Consider the following 20,954-nt stretch of genomic DNA (forward strand, 5'->3'; position numbering starts at 1 on the left):
TTTTGATCGTGATCGGCACTCAGGACGGAATCGCCGGCGTCGAGCAGATAATCGACAAGGGCTGAGCCGGTGCAGGTTTCGTGGGCGCTGTTGCTACAACTCGGCGCCCTCCTGGCCACGCTGGCCGTGTTGGGCGCCGTCGCACGCCGATTCGCGTTGTCCCCGATCCCGGTGTGCCTGCTCGCCGGCCTGTCGCTGGGCAAGGGCGGGATCCTGCCGCTGGAGGCCGGCGGCCAGTTCATTACGACGAGCGCGCCCATCGGCGTCGTGCTGCTGCTGCTGACCCTGGGCCTGGAGTTCTCGGCGGCCGAATTCGCCGCCAGCCTGCGCCACCACCTGCCGTCCGCGGGCGTCGACGTCGTCCTCAACGCGGCGCCCGGCGCGGTCGCCGGCTGGCTGCTGGGGCTGGACGGCGTGGCGATCCTGTGTCTGGCCGGGGTCACCTACATCTCCTCCTCGGGCGTCATCGCCCGCCTGCTGGAGGACCTGCACCGGCTCGGTAACCGGGAGACGCCGGCCGTGCTTTCCGTGCTGGTCCTCGAAGACTTCGCGATGGCGGCCTACCTGCCGCTGTTCGCCGTGCTGGCCGCCGGCGGCGGCTGGCTGCACGCCGTCGTCGGCATGGTGGCGGCGGTGGCCGCACTGCTGGCCGCCTTCGCCGCGTCCTATCGCTGGGGCCATCACGTCGGCCGGCTGGTCGAACACCCCGACTCCGAACAGCTGCTGCTCCGGGTGCTGGGCATCACGCTGATCGTGGCGGCCATCGCCGAATCCCTGCACGCGTCGGCCGCGGTGGGCGCCTTCCTGGTGGGCCTGACGCTGACCGGGGAGACCGCCGATCGGGCGCGTCGCGTGCTCCGCCCGCTGCGGGATCTGTTCGCCGCCATCTTCTTCCTGGCGATCGGCTTTTCGGTCGACCCGCACGCGCTGGTCCCGATGCTGCCCGCGGCGCTGATCCTGGCCGCGGTGACGGCGGCCACCAAGGTCGCCACCGGGGTGTTCGCCGCCCGGCGCGACGGGGTGGCGCGGCGCGGGCAGCTGCGCGCGGGCACCGCGCTCATCGCCAGGGGCGAGTTCTCGCTGATCATCATCGGCTTGGCGGGCACGTCGATCCCGGCGGTCTCCGCGCTGGCGACGTCGTACGTCTTCGTCATGGCGATCGCGGGGCCGGTGCTCACCCGCTACACGGGCGGTCCGCTGGCGCCCAGCGCCGGTCCGGTGCGCTGACCCGTCGGGTCAACCGATGTGCAGGGCCACCACCAGCCACCGGCCGCCGCCACCGGGCGCCCGCTCGACGCGGCAGGCGATCGCGTGGATCCGGTCGCCGCGGCTGTAGGAGCCGGAGACCTCGGCTGCGGCCTGGGGGTCCCCATGACCGGCCGGCTGCAGACGCATCCGCCGCAGCACCGCGGCGCCCTCGTGGCCGGCGGTCGTGTGGCCCACCGTGACCACGGAATCCACCAGGCTGGGTGTCAGCAACGGGCGCAGCTGGGCGGCCGGGCGGCGCCGGTCGATGACTTCGAGCACCCGCCGCAACGCGGCGTCGGCAAAGGCCGCGGCCTGCCGCATCTGCGGCGACGCGGCGGCGCGGGGCTCCGTCGTCGGCCTTCCCGGCGGGTGGGGCCGGCGCGGCGCGTGGGAGCTGCGCCGTAGCGACGGCGCGCGGGACGACCGCCGGCAGGCCGCGGCATTCGGCGGTACCTCCTGTGCCGGAGGCTCGTAGTCGACGACGGGCAGGACGGCGAAGGCGTCGGGCTGACCCACGACAGGACCGGTGTTCAACGCGCACTCTCCAACTCATCGGCCGGGACCGGAAGCCCGCTGGAGAGTGGCAGGCAGTGGTCATCATGGCACAACTCGGGCGCGCGCGTACCCGCGCTCGGCCCGGCCCCGCCCAGCCGATTACCGTGGGCGGGAAATCTCGTGTAGCGACGCCGGCGATGATTCGACGAGGAGGACGGCTCGCATGGTGACCCGGTTGTCCCCGGCGGACGCGGCGTTTTTCCGGCTGGAGAACACGGCCACCCCGATGTACGTCGGATCGCTGTCGATCCTGCGCCGCCCGCGCGCGGGATTGAGCTACGAGACGCTGCTGTCCACGGTCGAACGGCGGTTGCCGCAGATCCCGCGCTACCGGCAGAAGGTCCGTGAGGTGCGGGTGGGCTCGGCCCGGCCCGTGTGGATCGACGACGCCGACTTCGACATCACCTACCACGTGCGGCGCTCCGCGCTGCCCTCCCCGGGCAGCGACGAACAGCTGCAGGAGCTGGTCGCCCGCCTGGCCGCCCGGCCGCTGGACAAGTCGCGGCCGCTGTGGGAGATGTATCTGGTCGAGGGCCTGTCCAAGAACCGGGTCGCCCTCTACACCAAGTCGCATCAAGCCTTGATCAACGGCATGGCGGCGCTGGAGATCAACCACGTCATCGCCGATCGCACCAAACGCCCCCCGGCCCTGCCCGAGGACATCTGGGTCCCGGAACGCGACCCGGGCAACGCGCGGCTGATCTTCGGGGCCGTTGGCGACTGGTTCGTGGGGCCGACCACCCAGCTGCAGGCCGTCGGGTCGACCATCGGCGGGTTGGTGACCAACCCTGGTGAACTGCTGGCCGCGGGTCGCCGGGTCGTCGATTTCGCGCGGACCGTGGCGCGCGGCACCGCGCCGAGCAGCCCGCTGAACGCCAACGTGTCGCGCCACCGGCGGTTCACGGTCGCTAGCTGCAACCTGGAGGACTACCGCACCGTGCGCGCGCGCTACGACTGCGACGTCAACGATGTGGTGCTCGCGGTGATCGCCGGTGCCCTGGGCAACTGGCTGATGTCACGGGGGGTGGCGGTGTCGGCGACCGCCACCGTGCGCGCGATGGCGCCCCTGTCCATCTACGCCGAAGGCCAGCTCGATGCGAGCGGACCCGGCCAGGCCATCGGCCAGGTGATGCCGTTCCTGGTGGACCTGCCGGTGGGGGAGCCCAACCCGGTGGTGCGGCTGTCGCAGATCGCGCACGCCACCGAGTCGAACCCGACGGCCGCGCGCCTGGTGGACGCCAGGACCATCGTCACCCTGTCGGGATTCGCGCCGCCCACGCTGCACGCCATGGGCATCCGGGTCGCCACCAGTTTCCCGAGCTTCTCCAGGCGGACGTTCAACCTGCTGATCACCAATGCGCCCGGGGCCCAGTCGCAGATGTACATCGCGGGCACCAAGCTGCTGGAGACCTACGCCGTCCCGCCCCTGCTGCACAACCAGGCGCTGGCCATCAGCGTGACGTCCTACAACGGCATGCTGTATTTCGGCATCAACGCCGACCGCGAGGCGATGAGCGACGTCGAGCTGCTGCCCGGCCTGCTGAGCCAGTCGCTCGAGGAATTGCTGGAGGCTTCCCGGTAATTGGTCACAGTGAAAAGCGATGGCCGGTTCTATCATTCGTTGATGTGAGCACCGCGACGAAGAGCGCCAAGGCGAAGGCGGCGAAATCAACTGCGCCGAACGCGCCCAGGATTTCCGACGAGGTATACCAAGCCGAATTATTCCGGTTGCAAACCGAATTCGTGAGGCTGCAAGAGTGGGTGCGCCATACCGGCCAGCGCCTGGTGGTCGTTTTCGAAGGCCGCGACGGGGCGGGCAAGGGCGGCACCATCAAACGAATCACCGAATACCTCAATCCGCGCGTCGCCCGCATCGCGGCGCTGCCCTCGCCGACGGACCGGGAACGCGGCCAGTGGTATTACCAGCGCTACATCGCCCACCTTCCCGCCAAAGGGGAGATCGTGTTGTTCGATCGGTCGTGGTACAACCGCGCCGGCGTGGAGAAGGTCATGGGATTCTGCACGCCCCAAGAGCATGCGCTGTTTTTGCGGCAGACCCCGATCTTCGAGCAGATGCTCATCGACGACGGGATTCTGCTGCGCAAATACTGGTTTTCGGTTTCGGAGGGCGAGCAGCTCCGGCGGTTCAAGGCCCGGCTGAACGACCCTGTGCGGCAATGGAAACTGAGCCCGATGGACACCGAATCGCTGTACAAGCGGGAGGATTATTCACGCGCCAAGGACGAGATGATGGTGCACACCGATACCCCGGTCAGCCCTTGGTATGTGGTGGAATCGGACATCAAAAAGCACGCGCGCCTGAATATGATGGCGCACCTGCTGTCTACGATCCCGTATCACGACGTCGAGCGGCCGCGCGTCAAACTGCCAAAGACGCCGGTGGTGAGCGGCAACTACCGGCGCCCGCCGCGCGAGCTGTCCAAATACGTCGACGACTACGCGGCCACACTGATTGGGGATTCGTGACGATCGCGAGAGCGGCGGGGCCGGTCGAAGCGGGTCGGCAGGTGTCACTATGACGCTCGTCTACATTCCGGCCACGCTGGCGATGTTGCAGCGGCTCGTCGCCGACGGCTCGGTACGGCCCGTCAACGGCACCGCATTCGCGCTGACACCGGCCCTGCGTGAGGCGTACGCCGAGGGCGACGACGACGAGCTCGCCGAGGTCGCGCTGCGTGAGGCGGCGCTGGCTTCGCTGCGCCTGTTGGCCGATGACGCGGGCGCCAGCGGGTCCCTGCCGCCGCGGCGCGCGGTGCTGGCCGCCGAGGTCGGCGACGTCAGCTACCGGCCGGACCTCGACGACGCGGTGGTGCGGCTCGGCGGGCCGGTCGCGCTTGCAGACGTGATCGCCGCGTACGTCGACAACGCGGGCGCCGAGCCGGCGGTGACGAAGGCGATCGAGGCGATCGACGCCGCCGACCTGGGTGACGAGGATGCCGAGTTGATCGTCGGCGACGCGCAGGACCACGACTTGGCGTGGTACGCCAACCAGGAGCTGCCGTTCCTGCTCGAGCTGCTGTAGGGCCGCGCATGCGGACCCGGCGGCGTCGCGTCTCTGGGCCTAACATGCAGCCATGAACCAGGGGTCATTGCCGCGACATGCCCGGCGTCCCAACTCGTGCGACGCCGCATCGCCTCGATGACGCAGCCACCAGCGCGACAGGTCGGCCTGTCCATCGACCGCGTCGAGGGTCGTGCCAAGGTCACCGGGCGTGCCCGCTACACCGCCGATACGGTCGTCGATTCCGTCGCGCACGCGGCCCTCGTGCAGTCGCAGATCCCGCGGGGGGCGGTCACCGTCGAGTCACTGCTCGCCGGCGCCGACCGCGCCGCGGCGGCACCGGGTGTCCTGTACGTGCTGACGCCACTGAATTGCCCTCCACTGCACACGCTTCCACAGGACCTCACGTTCGACGTGCCCATCGAGCGGCGGCCCCCGCTGTCGGACCTGACGGTTCACCACGTCGGGCAGCACATGGCGCTCGTGGTTGCGGACTCGCCGGAGCGCGCGACGTATGCGGCGTCACTTTTCGATCTGCACTACGAGCACCGCCCGGCGACGCTGAGCGCCGCCGAGACGCTGACCCGGCCGCAGCCACCCGACGAACAGGACGGCCGGATTCGGTACGGGAGTTACCTGCCCGACCACTTCGTGAAGCTGGAGGAGGAGAAGCTGCAGGACCGCCGCGGTGCACCTGATGAGCCGCCCCTGCCGCACCGGATCGACTCCCACTACGCGACACCGCGTAACGCGCACTATCCCATCGAATTGTCCTCGACCATCGCCGCCTGGGAGGGTGACCGGCTCACCGTCCACGACACCACCCGCTGGATCACCGGGGAGCGGTCCGTGCTCGCCGGGTACCTGGGCATACCCGAGGCGAATGTCCGGGTGATCGCACCGCTGGTCGGTGGGGCGTTCGGGTCGAAGAGCTTTCTGTGGATGCACGTGGTGCTGGTCGCCGTCGCGGCCCGCGCGGTCGGTAGGCCGGTCAAGCTCGTCCTGAGCCGCAACCAGATGTTCTCCTCGACCGGGCACCGGCCGCGCACCGAGCAGCGGGTGACGCTCGTTGCCGCGGACAGCGGACTGCTGGGCAGCACCGAACATCACACCGTCACCGAGACATCCACCGTGGCCCACTTCTGCGAGCCGACGGGGCTGTCGAGCAGGTTCTTGTATCACTCGCCCCGGCTGGTCGTCTCGCACCGGGTCGCGCGCATCAACGCGCCCACGCCGTGCTTCATGCGCGGGCCGGGGGAGGCGCCCGGCTTGTTCGCCCTGGAGTCGGCCATGGACGAACTGGCCTACGAGCTGGGGGTGGACCCGCTGTCGCTCCGCATCCGCAACCACGTGGACTTCGACCAGCCCAGCGGGAAGCGCTGGTCCGGTGAGCACCTACGGGACTGCTACACCCTGGGCGCCGAGCGATTCGGTTGGGACAAAAGGCCATTGGCGCCCCGCTCGTTGTCGGATCGGGGAATACAGATCGGCTGGGGAATGGCCACCGCGACCTACCCTGGTCGGCGGATGCCGGCCTCCTGCAGCGTGGCCACCACAGCGGACGGGCTGGTGCGCTTCGCCTCGGCGGCCCACGAGCTCGGCACCGGGGTGCGCACGGCGATGAGCCAGGTTGCCGCCGACGCGTGCGGACTGCCGTTGTCGCAGTTGAGGTTTGCCTCCGGAGACTCGGATTATCCCGATGCGCCGTATAGCGGCGCCTCCCAGACCACCGCAACGGTCGGCTCGGCGGTGTTCGCGGCGGCGGCGGAATGGAAGCGACGGCTGCTCAGGCTGGTCAGCGACGACGAAGGGACCCCTTTCCACGGCTTGGCGCCGGACCGGCTCACCGTCGCCGACGGCGACGTGGTGGGCCCCGGCGGCAACCCGCGGATCCCGGTGACGGGGTTGCTCGACCGCGGGGCCGAGCGCTACCGAACAGAGCTGAGCTTCAACATGTCCGCCGACGCGGGCGATCAACGCGACGCGATCTCGCAGTCCTTCGGTGCGCATTTCTGTGAAGTCGAAGTCGACGAGCAGATCGGCCGCGCGACCGTGACACGCTGGGTCGCCGTGCTGGACTGCGGCCGCGTCCTCAACCCGAAACTCGCGCGCAGTCAGGTGATGGGCGGCATCACGTTCGGCTTGGGCATGGCGCTGATGGAGCAGGTCCCGTACGACGCGGCCACCGCACAGTTGATCGGGGAGTATTACGTGCCCACCCATGCCGACCGTCCCGACTTCGACGTCTCCTTCGTGGACACCCCCGATTTCGGGTTGGATCCACTCGGCGTTCGCGGGATCGGGGAGATCGGGGTGTGCGGTGTCCCGGCGGCCATCGCCAACGCCATCTTTCACGCCACCGGCCGCAGGTTGCGCGAGCTGCCGATCACCGTCGAACATCTCATGACACCGTTTGCGACGCCGGAGGGGAACGGCTGATGGAGGCAGCTGCCGAATGCGAGATCGCGCTGGGCGTCAACGGTACGACGCATCGGGTACTCGTGGACGTCCGCACCACACTGCTCGACCTGCTGCGAGAGCGCTTGGGATTGACCGGCACCAAGAAGGGTTGCGATCACGGGCTGTGTGGCGCTTGCACGGTGACCGTGCGCGGGGAGCAGGTGCTCAGTTGCCTGTCGCTGGCCGTGTCGATCGATGGCGCGGAAGTCCTGACCATCGAGGGCGTCGCCGACGGCGACGATCTGGATCCGCTTCAGGAAGCGTTCCTCGAGCACGACGGTTTTCAGTGCGGCTACTGCACCGCGGGCCAGATTTCGTCGGCGCGTGCGATGCTGCGCGAACACGCTCGCGGCGATCTGTCCATGGCTTCCTTCGAAGGTGACCGCCAGGCGGCGCTGAACGGTTCGATCCCGCTGACGGAGAACGAGATCAAGGAACGCATGGCCGGAAACATCTGCCGGTGCGGGGCATACGCCAACATCGTCGACGCGATCGCGGCGGTTGCCGAGGCGAGGCCACAGTGAAGACGTTCGCCTATCAGCGCGCCACCTCGGTGGCCGACGCGATCACCGCGGCGGTCCAGACGGGGGGCGTGTATCTCGCGGGCGGTACCAATCTCGTTGACCTGATGAAATATGGCGTCGTCCAGCCGCCGGCGCTGATCGATATCGGCCGACTCGGCCTGACCTCGGTGACGGCGACCGAGTCGGATGGGGTGTACATCGAGGCGGGCGTCACCAACAGCGCGCTCGCCAACCACACGCTGATCCGAACCCGCTATCCCGTTCTCTCCCACGCGATTCTGAGCGGCGCGACCACCCAGCTACGCAACATGGCGACCGCGGGCGGCAACCTGCTGCAGCGCACCCGCTGCCCTTACTTCATGGACACCGACTTCGCGAAGTGCAACAAGCGCGCACCCGGTTCGGGCTGCGCAGCACTGGACGGCTTCAACCGGGAGCACGCCGTTCTCGGCGCGGGGCCGCGGTGCGTGGCCACAAACCCCTCCGACATGGCGGTGGCCTTGGCGGTGCTCGACGCCGTTGTGCACGTGGCGGGCCCCGGGGGCGTGCGCCGTGTGCCGATCGGCGAGTTCTTCCGCCTGCCCGGCGATACACCGGAGATCGACAACGCCCTCGAGCCCGCCGAATTGATCGTCGGCGTCGAATTGCCGCCGTCGCCCTACGCGGCGAAATCCTGGTACCTCAAGGTGCGGGACCGGCACAGTTATGCGTTCGCGTTGGTATCGGTGGCGGTCGGCCTCGCGCTGTCCGACGGCGTCATCACGTCGGCGGCCATCGCACTGGGCGGCGTAGCGCCCAAGCCGTGGCGGTTGATCGAATCGGAGGCCACGCTGGTCGGGAACGCGCCGGGTCCGCAGGCGTTCCGTGCCGCCGCCGAAGCCGCCATGTCCGGTGCGCAACCGTTGAGCCAGAACGCATTCAAGATCGACCTTGCCCGCCAAGCCGTGGTCCGGGCGTTGAAGCTCGCCACCAGTGCGGCCGGCTAGGTTGCTCCACCGCGAGGGCGGGCGATCGGCAGGGCCCGGCCCGAGGGTGTGATGTGATCGCGCCCACCGAACGCTGGCTACGCAACCGTAGGTTACGGTACCGTAGGTTTCGTGAGGCCCACAGAGTCGACCACAATGGTGAGTGCAAGCAAGACGCAGCATTGTGAGCAGGAGCTTCCCCTGGGCAGACGTAACCCATCGATCGCGGGCAACGTCGTCGACACCAAGCGGCCGGTGGTCGCGGGTGCCGAGCGACACCCCGGCTGGCACGCGCTGCGCAAGCTGGCCGCGCGCATCACCACGCCGCTGTTGCCCGACGACTATCTGCACCTGGCCAACCCGCTGTGGTCGGCACGCGAGCTGCGGGGCCGCATCCTCGAAGTGCGCCGCGAGACAGAGGATTCGGCGACCCTGGTGATCAAGCCGGGATGGGGCTTCAACTTCGACTACCAGCCGGGCCAGTACATCGGGATCGGCCTGCTGATGGACGGGCGCTGGCGCTGGCGGTCGTATTCGCTGACCTCCAGCCCGGCCGAGACGTCCGGATCGGGCTCCGCGCGCACCGTGACCATCACCGTCAAGGCGATGCCCGAAGGATTCTTGTCCACCCACCTGGTGGCGGGCGTCGAGCGGGGAACCATCGTCCGGCTGGCCGCCCCGCAGGGCAACTTCGTGCTGCCCGACCCGGCGCCGCCGTCCATCCTGTTCCTCACTGCCGGATCGGGGATCACGCCGGTGATGTCTATGCTGCGAACCTTGGTGCGCCGCAACCAGATTGGTGACATCGCGCACGTGCACTCCGCGCCCACCGAGTCCGACGTCCTGTTTCGCGCCGAGCTGGCGGCGCTGGCCGTCGAACATCCGGGCTATCGCCTCACGCTTCGGGAGACCCGCTCGCAGGGCCGTCTCGACCTTGCGCTGCTGGACCGCGAGGTGCCGGACTGGCGCGACCGCCACACCTGGGCCTGCGGGCCGGAGGGCATGTTGGCCCAGGCGGAGAAGCTCTGGTCGGCGGCGGGCATCGGCGACCGGCTGCACCTGGAACGCTTCGCCGTGTCCAAGGCCGCGCCCGCGGGCGCCGGCGGCACGGTCACCTTCGCCCGGAGCGGTCGCGCCGTCGCCGCCGACGCCGCGACGTCGTTGATGGACGCCGGCGAGGGCGCCGGCGTGCAGATGCCCTTCGGCTGCCGGATGGGTATATGTCAGTCGTGCGTGGTCGGCCTCGTGGAGGGCCACGTGCGTGATTTGCGCACCGGCGCGGAGCACGACCCGGGGACGCGGATTCAGACGTGCGTGTCTGCCGCCTCGGGCGATTGTGTGCTCGACATCTAAGTGCTACTCACAGGTAACCTACGGATTCGTAGGTTACGATAGCGTAGGTCTGGATCTGGTTTTCGAACCGAAACATCGACCGTAGGGAAGGAAGACGATGGCGATCACCGACGTCGACGTATTCGCCCATCTGACGGACGCCGACATCGAGAGCCTGGCCGTTGAGCTGGACGCCATCCGCCAGGACATCGAAGACTCTCGCGGCGAGCGGGACGCCCGCTACATTCGCCGCACCATCGCAGCGCAGCGCGCGCTGGAGGTATCGGGCCGGCTGATGCTGGCCGCGAGTTCCCGCCGCTCGGCGTGGTGGGCGGGGGCCGTCACCTTGGGCGTGGCCAAGATCATCGAGAACATGGAGATCGGCCACAACGTCATGCACGGCCAGTGGGACTGGATGAACGACCCCGAGATCCACTCCTCGACCTGGGAGTGGGACATGAGCGGGTCGTCCAAGCACTGGCGATTCACTCACAACTACGTGCACCACAAGTACACGAACATCCTCGGGATGGACGACGACGTCGGCTACGGCCTGCTGCGCGTCACCCGGGACCAGCGCTGGAAGCGCTTCAACCTGTTCAACCTGGTCTACAACACCATGCTCATGCTCCTGTTCGAGTGGGGCGTCGGCCTGCAGCACGTGGAGCTCGGCAAGATCGCCAAGAGGCGGATGGACCAGGACGACGCCCGGCAGCGGGTCGACGAGTTCCTGGCCAAGGCGGGCCGGCAGGTGCTCAAGGACTACGTCGCGTTCCCGGCGCTGACCGCGCTGTCACCCGGGGCCACGTACACCTCGACGCTGAAGGCCAACGCGGTGGCCAACGTGATCCGCAACGTGTGGGCCAACGCCGTCATCTTCTGCGGCCATTTCCCCGACGGCGCGGAGAAATTCACCAAGACCGACATGGTCGGCGAGACCAGGGGTCAGTGGTACCTGCGCCAGATGCTGGGCAGCGCCAACTTCGAGGCCGGGCCGGTGCTGCGGTTCATGAGCGGCAACCTGTCCCACCAGATCGAGCACCACCTGTTCCCGGATCTGCCCAGCAACCGGTACGAGGAGATAGCGGTGCGGGTGCGTGAGGTGTGCGACAAGTACGACCTGCCCTACACCACGGGCTCCTTCCTGGTGCAGTACGCCAAGACGTGGCGCACGCTGGCCAAGCTGTCGCTGCCGAACTCCTACCTGCGTGACAGCGCCGACGACGCGCCGGAGACCCGCAGCGAGCGCATGTTCGCCGAGCTGGAGCCCGGCTTCGCGGGCACCGACCCGGAGACCGGCCGGCGCCGCGGGCTGAAGACCGCCATCGAGACCGTGCGTGGGTGGCGGCGCGCCAAGCGCGCGCAGCGGGATGCGCGGCGGGCCAACGGCGGTGCCGACGGCCTGGCGGCCTAACCCTTTTCGCCGAACGTGTACTGAGGGCGAGATTTCGGGCCGATTCTCGCAGTGAGTGCACGTTCGGCGCACCGCCGTTCGCCATACTGGGATACGTGCAGGTCTTCGTCGGGTCCCAGGTTTCCCACTGGGACTTCCCGCGGAGCACGACCAGCGTCGCGTTGATGGCCGAGTTCGGTTCCCGCAACGGGCTTGCCGTAGCGGACGTCCTCGAAGGGACCGGCCTGTCGGAGGCCGACCTGCGCGACCACGAGCGGATGATCGTCGGGCGCCAAGAGCTGACGGTCGCGACCAACCTGGTGAACCTGCTGGGTGACGCTGCCGACCTGGGGGTGCGGGTGGGCGACAGCTATCACGTCGGGTCGCTGGGCATCTTCGGCTTCGCCTGCCTCACCAGTTCGACGCTGGGTGATGCCGTCCGGTTCGCGGCCCGGTTTTACGAGCTCAGCTACGGCTTCGGCCTACCGACGGTCACGGTGGACGGGCCGGTGGCCGCGATGCGGCTCGACCTGCCCGGCCTGACCGGTCCGGTCGCGGAGTTCCTGGTGCGGCGCGACCTGGTCGCGATCGCCCGGGTCATGGCGGAAATGCTGGGCCGCCCCGTCCCGTTCACCTCGATCGAGTTCGCGGGCCCCGCGCCGTCGTCGGGTGATGCGTTGGCGTGCAAGGCATTCGGCGTGGCGCCGAGTTACGATGCGCCGGCCAATGTGGCACGTTGGCCGGCCGCGCTGCTGGACGAGCCGCTCCCGCGCGCCAGCGCGAGCAGCGTCGCCGTGTGCGAGCAGCAGTGCCGCGCCCTGCTGGAGCGCCGCAGGCAGCGGACCGGCGTCGCCCGGCGGGTGCGTGAGCGACTGGCGTCGATCGACGGCGAACCCCACACCATCGGAGCCGTCGCGCGGCAGTTGGCGATGAGCGAGCGGACGCTGCGCCGGCGGCTGGCCGAGGAGAACACCACGTTCCGGGATCTGGCCGATGAGGTGCACCGGGTCCTCGCCGAGGAACTGCTGGCGACGGGCGCGTTGTCGGTGGAGGACGTCGCGCTGCGGCTGGGCTACGCCGAGGCGACGAGTTTCATCGCCGCGTTCAAACGGTGGACGGGCACAACCCCGGCGCGTTATCAGCGTTCGGTCGCGCCGCGGGCCCGCCTGGCCGCCGGCTGAATCGTGGCCGGAATCATGGATTTGCCGACCGCAATCGGCTGCCGGCGACCTGCCGCCCACCCCTAACCTGTGCTTCATGACTTCGACCATCCGCAAGCCTCGCGTGCTGGTGATCGGCGCCGGCTTCGGTGGCCTCGCCGCCGCCTACGAGCTCTCCCGCGACGGCCTGGCCGATGTGACGGTGCTGGAGAAGGCCGACGACATCGGCGGCGTCTGGCGGGAGAACACCTACCCCGGCGCGGCCTGCGACGTGCCGTCGAACCTGTACTCCTACTCCTTTGCCCGCAAGACCGACTGGGGACGCCGGTACGCCGAGCAGCCCGACATCCTCGGCTACATCCACGCCGCCGCCGACCGGTTCGGCCTGCGCGACCTGGTGCGCACCGGGATCGAGGTCACCGCGGCCCGCTACGACGACGGCACCGCCACGTGGCGGGTGGAGACCGCGTCCGGTGAAGTGTTCGAGGCCGACGTGCTGGTGCCCGCCGTCGGCCAGCTGTCGCGGCCGGCGTTGCCGAACATTCCGGGGCTGGACACCTTCGCGGGCCCCTCGTTCCATTCGGCGCAATGGCGCCACGACGTCGACCTGGCCGGCAAGCGCGTCGCCGTGCTCGGCACCGGTGCGTCCGCGATCCAGTTCGTCCCGCGTATCCGCGAAACCGCCGCGCGTGTCACCGTCTTCCAGCGCTCCGCGCCGTACATCATCCCCAAGCCCGACCGCGCCTACACCGACGCCCACCACGCCGCGTTCCGGAACGTGCCCGGGTTCGCCGCCGCCATGCGCGGGCTGATCTGGGAGATCTCGGAGTTCTTCGGCCTCGCGCTGACCAAGGTCGCCCCGCTCGCCTGGTTGATCGGCGTGGTCGCATCGGCGAACCTCAAGCACCACGTCAAGGATCCGGTGCTGCGGGCCAAGCTCACGCCCGACTACCCGGTCGGCTGCAAGCGCCTCCTGTTCAGCAACGACTGGTATCCGGCGCTGGCCAGCCCCAACGTCGACGTCGAGACCGAGGCGATCACCGAGGTGACGCCCACCGGGGTGCGGACCGCCGACGGCCGGCTGCATGAGGTGGACGTCGTCATCTACAGCACCGGGTTCAAGGCCACCGAATTCCTGGCCCCGATGACGATCACCGGCCGCGACGGGCGGGACCTGCACGCCGAGTGGTCCGACGGGGCCCGCGCCCATCTGGGCATGGCCGTGCCGGGCTTCCCGAACATGTTCCTGATCTACGGGCCGAACACCAACCTCGGCAGCAGCTCGATCATCCTGATGATGGAGCAGCAGGCCCGCTACATCCGCCAGCTCACCGAGGAGCTTGCCCGCGGAGGTGTGGCCCGCGCGTTCGAGGTCCGGCGCGCCGTGGAGCAGGCCTACGACGCCGAGGTCCAGTCCCGCCTGGACGCCGGCGTGTGGACCACCTGCGACTCCTGGTACCGCACCGCCTCCGGCCGCGTCACCACCAACTGGCCCGGCCTGGTGCACGAATACCAGCGCCGCACCCGCACCGCAGTGCTCGCGGACTACGAGGTGGTCCTGCCCGAGCGCGCGGCCAAGAAGGTCGGCGCCTAACGCCGCGGCCGGGGACTACGCTCGGAAACATGCTCGCAGCGTTTGGATTCGAAACCATGGGTGTGGTCGTCGGGGACATGTTCTTCGTCGACCCGCGCCCGCTCGAAGGCCAGGAGACCCCGGAGCGGGGAGTCAGATTGGAACTGCGCCTCGTCGACCGGGACGAGCCGCAGGGATCGATCTATGCCGGCGTCCCGATCGGCTTCAACCGGCCGGTGTGGCGGGTGGACCTGTTCGGCTCCACCGAGAGCCCGCCCGGGACGCTGGACCGGGCCCATCACCACCCCCGGTTCGACGGGTGGGAGCCCGGCCGCCGGCATTTCGTCCCCGAGCTGTCGGCCGACCCGGTGGGCTGGCTGGCCGGGCAGCTGGCCGACCCGGCCGCCGTGTTGGCCCGGGCGGGCGTCGACCCCGACCAGGTCAGCGAGGCCGACAAGGCCGGGCTCGCCGCCGCGGCCCCGGAGATCGTCGCCGCGGTCAAGCGGATGCTCGACGGCGTGCGCGACGGGGAGTTGGCCCCGTCGCCGGCCGAGCCGGTCGCCGCCGCCCGCACCGGCTGGCTTTAGTTCACGAGCTGCTCTAGCGCCGACTTGCTCTCGGCGTTCGCGGCGCGGCAGATCATCAACCGCTGGTCCGTATCTTCAAGCGGCATGAGCACTTCGAAGTGCACTGCGATCACGCCGACTTCGGGGTGTCGCATCACCTTTTCTCCGCGGCCGTTCACCTTCACGTCTCGCTCGGCCCACAAGCGGGCGAATTCGTCGTCACCGGAGATGAATTCGGCGATGAGATCGGTCAGCGTCCGATCGTCCGGGTGGGCGGCCCACGCGGCGCGGAGGTGGGCGACCCCCTCCCGCACGACGCGTCGACGGTCGACATATAGCTCGCGTATTTCCGGATGCATCAGGCATAGCCACATCGAATTGCGCTGCGGCGGCGGTAGGGCATCGAAATCCGTGATCAGCTTCGCCATTTCGCCGTTCCAGGTCAGGATGTCGAAGCGGTGGTTCATCAGCATGGCCGGCATTGGCGACAGGTCGCTGACCAGCTCTGCCAGTGGCGGCGCCGCAGCGGTCGCCGGGCTGTCGGCCTTGCGTGGGCGCTGCTGGGTCAGGTCGAAAAGGTAGGCGCGTTCGTCTGGAGCTAGGCGCAGCGCCCGGGCCAGCGCCTCCACGACATCCGCTGAGGGCCGCAGCCCGCGGGCCTGTTCCAGCCGCACGATGTAGTCGACACTGACCCCGGCCAGTTCGGCGACCTCTTCGCGCCGCAATCCCGACGTGCGCCGCGATTGCCGGCGCGACGGCAGGTCGAAATCATGCGGGTCCAGGCGTTCGCGTCGACTCCGCAGGAACGCGGCCAGCTCCTGTGTCCTATCCACCGTCTGGGTCATCACATGGGCGTGCAACAGCCAAGGTGGGACTGGTGTTCCCAGGAAGTTCTCTCCCTTACCCATCGTGCGCCCCGGCCGCAGGCTTGTTGTCGACGACGCAAACAAGCGCAGGAGGACGTGAATGACGCTCAACCTTGACACCTATCGGCTGCTGGGCCGCTCCGGGCTGCGGATCTCACCGCTGGCGCTGGGGACGGCGACCTTCGGCACCGAATGGGGTTGGGGCGCCGACCGAGAAGAGGCACGCAAGCTCTTCGACCTGTACGTCGGGCGCGGCGGCAACTTCATCGACACCGCCAACACCTATACCGACGGCAGCTCCGAACGTCTGCTGGGTGAGTTCACCCGCGAGAACCGCGAAAGCTTGGTGTTGGCAACGAAATACACCACGCTCCGCCGCCCCGCCGACGCGAATTCCGGGGGCGCTCACCGCAAAAGCATGTTCGCATCGGTGGAAACCAGCCTGCGGCAGCTGAATACGGACTACATCGATCTGCTTTACCTGCACGTGTGGGACTTCAGGACGCCGGTCGAGGAGATCCTGCGCGGCCTGGACGATCTGGTCCGGCAGGGCAAGGTCTTGTATGTGGCGATCTCCAACGCCCCGGCCTGGCAGGTGTCCCGCATGCAGGCGATCGCCGACCTGCGTGGCTGGTCACCGCTGGTCGCGCTGCAGATCGAATACAACCTGATCGAGCGCACCGGGGAGCGGGACCTGATCCCGATGGCACGCGAGATGGGTTTGGGTGTGATCCCGTATTCGCCGCTGGCCGGCGGCGTGCTCAGCGGCAAGTACAACCACGGCGACCTGACCGGGCCGAACGGCGCTTCTGGCGACGGCACCCGCAAAAGCTTCAACTTCGCCCTGGGCGCACTCACCGAGCGCAACCTTGCCATTGCCGATGTCGTGAAGGAGGTCGCGACCGAGCTCGACCGCACACCGGCCCAGGTCGGACTCGCCTGGACCCTGCAGAACCCGGGCGTGACGGCACCGATCGTCGGTGCCCGCACCGCCGCTCAGCTCGATGACAATCTGGGCGCCCTCGAAGTCGACTTCACGACCGACCACCTTGGCCGCCTCGACCAGGCCAGCGGGATCGAACTCGGGTTCCCGCACGACGTACTCGCCAGCGATCACATCCGTACCGTGACAGCTGGCGACCTGAAGATTGAAACGCGCCGCTGATGCCGGAGCCGCCGCCCCGCTGAGCAACTTGGGGCTGGGCTGGGAAATATAACCGGACTGAAGTCCGGTTATATTGGTATGCGGCCCCGTGGCCCATGGGCGCCCGCCCCGAAACCCTGCAGCTGAGGAGGTGCGGTCCGTGATGTCGCCGGTACCGTCGGCGGAAGCGCCACAAGCATTCCCCGACAACGACTTTCAGGTGTCGCGGGTGATCGCCGTCGAGGAACACGCCTGGACCGCCGAGCTTCGGGAGGCCCTGGTCGAATTCGGCGGGGATGACACCGTCACCTGGCTCAGTAGTCCCGACATCGTCAGTCATCGGCTGCTCGACCTCGGCGACGAACGGCTGGACCGCATGGACGCCGCGGGCGTTGATGTCCAGGTGCTGTCAATCACCACTCCCGGCACGCAACCGCTGCCCGCGAAGTTGGCCGTGTCCCTGGCCCGCGACGCCAACGACGTGCTCGCCGACGCGGTCCGGCGCCGGCCAGACCGCTTCGCGGCGTTCGCCACCCTGCCCACCCCGGATCCCGATGCCGCCGCCGACGAACTGCGCCGCTGCATCCTCGAACTGGGCTTCGTGGGTGCGATGGTGTTTCCCCGCACCGGGCCAACCCTGCTCGACCACAGCAGTTTCCGGCCGATCTTCGAGGCCGCCGCCGAGCTCGGGGTACCGATCTACATCCATCCCGGGATACCGCCCGCCGCCGTACGCGAAGCCTGTTACGGCGGCTTCGGCTTCGGGACAAACCTCATGCTCTCCACCGGCGGGTGGGGCTGGCACGCCGAGGCCGGGCTTGCCGCGTTGCGGCTCATCCTCGCGGGAACCTTCGACCGCCACCCCGACCTGCAGATCATCCTCGGCCACTGGGGCGAGATGATCGTCTCCTTCGCCGATCGCGCCGATGCGCTCAGCAATACCGACAACGGCCTGGACCGACACGTCCTCGACTACATCACCGACAATGTGTACGTCACGGCCGGTGGCGTGTTCAGCCACCGCATGCTGCGACAAACCCTCGACGTGTTGGGGCCGGATCGCCTCATGTTCGCCCAGGATGACCCGTACAGCAGCGCGCTCGGACAACGACGTCCGGACCTCCTCGGGGCGGCCGCCGGCTACCGCGACGCTCGCGCCTTCATCGACTCCGCACCGCTGAGCGCCGAGGATAAGTCCAAACTGGCCCACCGCAACGCCGAGCACCTACTGCTGGGCCGCGGGGAACCGCCGAAATCCTGAATGCTCACAACGCAGGGACAGGTCGGGCGGCGTTGGCGGGTTACCAACCGCCGGTCACCTTTTCGGCCAGCGCCGCCAGTTTGGCGTCGAGTTCTTGTGCGGCGCCGAGCAATTCAGGATTGGGTTCGACGACCATCAGCGACGACGGCTTGACGTAGGTCAGGCTGCTGCCGGCCGGCTCGTCGGTGATCAGCAGCTCGACCGGGGCGAACAGGCCGGCGGTCAGGTCGTGGCGCAGCATCGTGATCGCGATCAGCGGGTTGCCGAGGATGACGCGGACCACCCTGCGATCGATGCCGGCCTTGGTGATCCACGCGCCGTGGTCGAAGACGCCGAACAGCATGAATCCGCTTGGGCCCGCGTGGGGTTCGATGCGCTCCCGATAGGAGTCCCAGTCGCCGGTGCTCGTCGCGATGTCGTTGACGGGCACCGGCCGCTCGCCGATGTCGGCCAGCAGCGCGGCGAGCAGCTCGTCGTAGCCCTTGGTGCTGTCGTAGCGCACCCGCACGCCCTCGAAAACAGTCTCGGTCATAATTTCCCCAGCCTTCGATCCTCACCAATCTTGAGGATCGGGCTCCGGTTCTCCGGTTGCACCCGGTCCCACAGGCCGCCTTTCCCCAGCGCCCTTCCGAGTTGGTCTTCTCTGCGGAACCATTCCTCGGCACTCCGGATCCGGTTCGGGTGGATTTGATCGAGTAGGTCGTAATCGCGTTTGACGACTCCGTATTTCCACAGATTCCAAAATCCCGTGAAGTTGTCCCGGACGGTCATGGTGCTCTTGTCGCTCGGGTCCGCGTTGTACCCGGCAGGCGCATCCGCCCTCCTGCTGAGGGGGCCGTTCTGCCAATACTCGTCTAGATCGGTGTCGATGTACCGCGCCGGGTGTCCGGTGACCTTCTCGAACGCCGCAGCAAGGTCCGCATAGGTGATGTGGTCCACAGCGACTTCGAGATCGAGGCCCTTCGCGCGCTCGGGATGGTCGAAAAGCCAACGGACATAATATCCGCAATCTTCGAGAGCCACATGGGGCACCGCGCCCTCGCCAAGCGGGACCCGCCACGTCAAGACACCGTCCTCGACGGTAGGCGTCATCGGCGTCCCGGGCGAGATCACCATCTCGATGTAGGGACCCGTCGTGAAGACCGCCGCCCCCATCCGGTCACCATTCACCCGATTCTGGAAGAGGATCCATTCGCCCACCCGGCCCTTGCCGTCATAGTGGCCGGTACGGAAGCGGGAGTCGTATCCCGACTTCTTGAGCCCGTAATCGAGGTTTCCATAGACGAAGAATTTCACTCCCTCTTCGATGGCTATCTCGTAACTGCGGATCGCCCAATACATCTCGGTCTTCTCACCGGTGTTGAATCCGTCGATGTTGACGAATGCCGCATCACAACCGCGGAAACCCTGCCGCAGATTCGCTTCGTCGGCGAATGAGCCTTCCAATACGGACACGTTGTCGAGCCCGAGCAGCTCCTTCGCTCGGCGGGAGTCGGGGTCGCGGCTGAGGAATCGAACGGAGTACCTCTTGTCGGCGACCAGGGCACGGATGATGGGCATGCCCTGAGCGCCGGTGCCGCCGATGACAAAGACGCTCGAGATGCTGGGCGACGACATCGCCGTCAGCCCAGCCGCTCGATGATCGTCGCGTTGGCCATGCCGCCGCCCTCGCACATCGTCTGCAGGCCGTAGCGGCCGCCGCGCTGCTCGAGCGCGTTGACCAGCGTGGTCATGATGCGCGCGCCGCTGGCACCCAGCGGGTGGCCGATCGCGATGGCGCCGCCGTTGACGTTGGTCTTGGCCAGGTCGGCGCCGGTGTCGTGCGCCCAGGCGAGCACGACGGGCGCGAAGGCCTCGTTCACCTCGAACACGTCGATGTCGTCCAGCGTCAAACCGGCCCGCCGCAGCACCTTTTCGGTGGCCGGGATGACCCCGGTCAGCATGTACAGCGGGTCCGAGCCCACTACGGTGGTGGTGTGGATGCGGGCCAGCGGGCGCAGGCCGAGCTTCTCGGCGACCTCGCTGGTGGTGATCAAGACCGCGGCGCTGCCGTCCGAGAGCGGCGAGGAGTTGCCGGCGGTGATCTCCCACTTGATCTGCGGGAAGCGGGCCGCCATCGCCTCGCTGTAGAACGCGGGCCGCAGCCCGGCCAGCGTCTCGACCGTCGTGCCGGGCCGGATGAATTCGTCGGCGGCAAGGCCGGCGATCGGAATCAGCTCGTTGTCGAACAGGCCGTCCTTGGTGGCGCGCGCGGCCTTGTCGTGGCTGCCCGCGGAGAACTCGTCGAGCTGGGTGCGCGAGAAGCCCCACTTCGCCGCGATCAGTTCGGCGCTGATGCCCTGGGGCACCAGGCCGTCGGGGTAGCGCCGCGTCATGTCGTCACCGAACGGGTTGCTGCCCGGCAGCACCGAGGTGCCCATGGGGACGCGGCCCATCGACTCCACGCCGGCGGCGACGACCAGGTCGTAGGCGCCGGAAATCACGCCCTGCGCGGCGAAGCTGATGGCCTGCTGGCTGCTGCCGCACTGCCGGTCGATCGTGACCCCGGGGACCGTCTCCGGGAATCCGGCGCCCAGCAGCGCGTTGCGGGCGATGTTGACCGCCTGGTCGCCGACCTGCGCGACCGCGCCGGCGATGACGTCGTCGATCTGGACCGGGTCCACACCGGTGCGCGCCACCACTTCCCGCAGGCTGTGGGCAAGCAGGTCGGCCGGCAGCACGTCGTGCAAGGCGCCGGTGGGTTTGCCCTTGCCGATGGGCGTGCGGACGGCTCCGACGATGACGGCGTCGCGGGTCATGGCTCCTCCTCGAGTCCTGCAGCCTAGGTATAGACCGCTGTACCCAGATAAACATCTAGGTACACTAAACGCAACCCAGATCGGGAG

19 protein-coding genes are annotated in these 20,954 nt (G+C 68.5%); 14 read left to right on the top strand and 5 right to left on the bottom strand.

Annotated features, from left to right (window positions below):
• The first annotated feature begins 69 nt into the window (after window positions 1-69).
• Window positions 70-1,227 carry a cation:proton antiporter gene (locus A5713_RS19180; protein ID WP_068098007.1) on the top strand — a complete coding sequence of 386 codons (1,158 nt, stop codon included), beginning with the start codon at window positions 70-72 and terminating at the stop codon, window positions 1,225-1,227.
• Window positions 1,228-1,236: 9 nt separating this feature from the next.
• Here A5713_RS19180 and A5713_RS19185 read toward each other — a convergent pair whose 3' ends face one another.
• Window positions 1,237-1,782 carry an Rv3235 family protein gene (locus A5713_RS19185; RefSeq protein ID WP_156751948.1) on the bottom strand — a complete coding sequence of 182 codons (546 nt, stop codon included), beginning with the start codon at window positions 1,780-1,782 and terminating at the stop codon, window positions 1,237-1,239.
• A gap of 184 nt (window positions 1,783-1,966) precedes the next feature.
• On the opposite strand from A5713_RS19185, the gene A5713_RS19190 reads away from it, so the two are divergent.
• From A5713_RS19190 to A5713_RS19240, 11 genes are all read left to right on the top strand, one after another.
• A complete protein-coding gene (locus A5713_RS19190) occupies window positions 1,967-3,385 on the top strand; it encodes a wax ester/triacylglycerol synthase family O-acyltransferase (RefSeq protein ID WP_067919070.1) in 1,419 nt (472 codons plus the stop codon).
• A gap of 44 nt (window positions 3,386-3,429) precedes the next feature.
• The gene (gene ppk2 / locus A5713_RS19195) at window positions 3,430-4,290 is read left to right on the top strand and encodes a polyphosphate kinase 2 (protein WP_068057281.1); all 861 of its coding nucleotides are present in this window, start codon (window positions 3,430-3,432) and stop codon (window positions 4,288-4,290) included.
• Window positions 4,291-4,339: 49 nt separating this feature from the next.
• Window positions 4,340-4,846, top strand: coding sequence for a hypothetical protein (locus A5713_RS19200; protein ID WP_067919073.1), 507 nt, complete (start codon window positions 4,340-4,342; stop codon window positions 4,844-4,846).
• A gap of 117 nt (window positions 4,847-4,963) precedes the next feature.
• Window positions 4,964-7,264, top strand: coding sequence for a xanthine dehydrogenase family protein molybdopterin-binding subunit (locus A5713_RS19205; RefSeq protein ID WP_068098035.1), 2,301 nt, complete (start codon window positions 4,964-4,966; stop codon window positions 7,262-7,264).
• A complete protein-coding gene (locus A5713_RS19210) occupies window positions 7,264-7,809 on the top strand; it encodes a (2Fe-2S)-binding protein (protein ID WP_068098008.1) in 546 nt (181 codons plus the stop codon). Before A5713_RS19205 ends, A5713_RS19210 begins: the two co-directional genes overlap by 1 nt.
• Complete coding sequence (locus A5713_RS19215) at window positions 7,806-8,795, top strand: xanthine dehydrogenase family protein subunit M (RefSeq protein ID WP_067919079.1); 990 nt, start codon at window positions 7,806-7,808, stop codon at window positions 8,793-8,795. Before A5713_RS19210 ends, A5713_RS19215 begins: the two co-directional genes overlap by 4 nt.
• Before the next feature lie 135 nt (window positions 8,796-8,930).
• Window positions 8,931-10,127 (top strand): ferredoxin reductase, encoded by a 1,197-nt coding sequence (locus tag A5713_RS19220; RefSeq protein ID WP_369804502.1) that lies wholly within the window; start codon window positions 8,931-8,933, stop codon window positions 10,125-10,127.
• 97 nt (window positions 10,128-10,224) lie between these two features.
• Window positions 10,225-11,520 carry a fatty acid desaturase gene (locus A5713_RS19225; protein ID WP_068098009.1) on the top strand — a complete coding sequence of 432 codons (1,296 nt, stop codon included), beginning with the start codon at window positions 10,225-10,227 and terminating at the stop codon, window positions 11,518-11,520.
• A gap of 95 nt (window positions 11,521-11,615) precedes the next feature.
• On the top strand, window positions 11,616-12,680 hold the full coding sequence (locus A5713_RS19230; RefSeq protein WP_067918900.1) for an AraC family transcriptional regulator: 1,065 nt from the start codon (window positions 11,616-11,618) through the stop codon (window positions 12,678-12,680).
• Between the two features lie 76 nt (window positions 12,681-12,756).
• Window positions 12,757-14,253, top strand: coding sequence for an NAD(P)/FAD-dependent oxidoreductase (locus tag A5713_RS19235; RefSeq protein ID WP_067918901.1), 1,497 nt, complete (start codon window positions 12,757-12,759; stop codon window positions 14,251-14,253).
• A 29-nt stretch (window positions 14,254-14,282) separates the two neighbouring features.
• Window positions 14,283-14,819: a hypothetical protein gene (locus A5713_RS19240; protein ID WP_068098010.1), complete on the top strand. Its 537-nt coding sequence runs from the start codon at window positions 14,283-14,285 to the stop codon at window positions 14,817-14,819.
• Here the strand turns inward: A5713_RS19240 and A5713_RS19245 are convergent.
• Window positions 14,816-15,643: a helix-turn-helix transcriptional regulator gene (locus A5713_RS19245; RefSeq protein WP_369804501.1), complete on the bottom strand. Its 828-nt coding sequence runs from the start codon at window positions 15,641-15,643 to the stop codon at window positions 14,816-14,818. The two genes, A5713_RS19240 and A5713_RS19245, sit on opposite strands and share 4 nt — an antisense overlap.
• A gap of 121 nt (window positions 15,644-15,764) precedes the next feature.
• On the opposite strand from A5713_RS19245, the gene A5713_RS19250 reads away from it, so the two are divergent.
• A complete protein-coding gene (locus A5713_RS19250) occupies window positions 15,765-16,829 on the top strand; it encodes an aldo/keto reductase (protein WP_068098011.1) in 1,065 nt (354 codons plus the stop codon).
• Window positions 16,830-16,971: 142 nt separating this feature from the next.
• Entirely contained in the window at window positions 16,972-18,069 is a 1,098-nt protein-coding gene (locus A5713_RS19255) for an amidohydrolase family protein (RefSeq protein WP_082973042.1), read from the top strand.
• A gap of 40 nt (window positions 18,070-18,109) precedes the next feature.
• Here the strand turns inward: A5713_RS19255 and A5713_RS19260 are convergent, their stop codons facing one another.
• Genes A5713_RS19260 through A5713_RS19270 form a run of 3 tightly spaced genes read right to left on the bottom strand, consistent with a single transcriptional unit; the run spans window position 18,110 to window position 20,867 of the window.
• The gene (locus A5713_RS19260) at window positions 18,110-18,601 is read right to left on the bottom strand and encodes a DUF302 domain-containing protein (RefSeq protein WP_068098012.1); all 492 of its coding nucleotides are present in this window, start codon (window positions 18,599-18,601) and stop codon (window positions 18,110-18,112) included.
• Entirely contained in the window at window positions 18,598-19,686 is a 1,089-nt protein-coding gene (locus A5713_RS19265) for an NmrA family NAD(P)-binding protein (RefSeq protein ID WP_068098013.1), read from the bottom strand. The genes A5713_RS19260 and A5713_RS19265 overlap by 4 nt, the downstream gene beginning before the upstream one ends.
• Window positions 19,687-19,691: 5 nt before the next feature.
• On the bottom strand, window positions 19,692-20,867 hold the full coding sequence (locus A5713_RS19270; protein WP_068098014.1) for an acetyl-CoA C-acyltransferase: 1,176 nt from the start codon (window positions 20,865-20,867) through the stop codon (window positions 19,692-19,694).
• Window positions 20,868-20,954: the final 87 nt, after the last annotated feature.

It is taken from the genome of Mycobacterium sp. E2497 (assembly GCF_001668695.1).
Lineage (GTDB): Bacteria > Actinomycetota > Actinomycetes > Mycobacteriales > Mycobacteriaceae > Mycobacterium.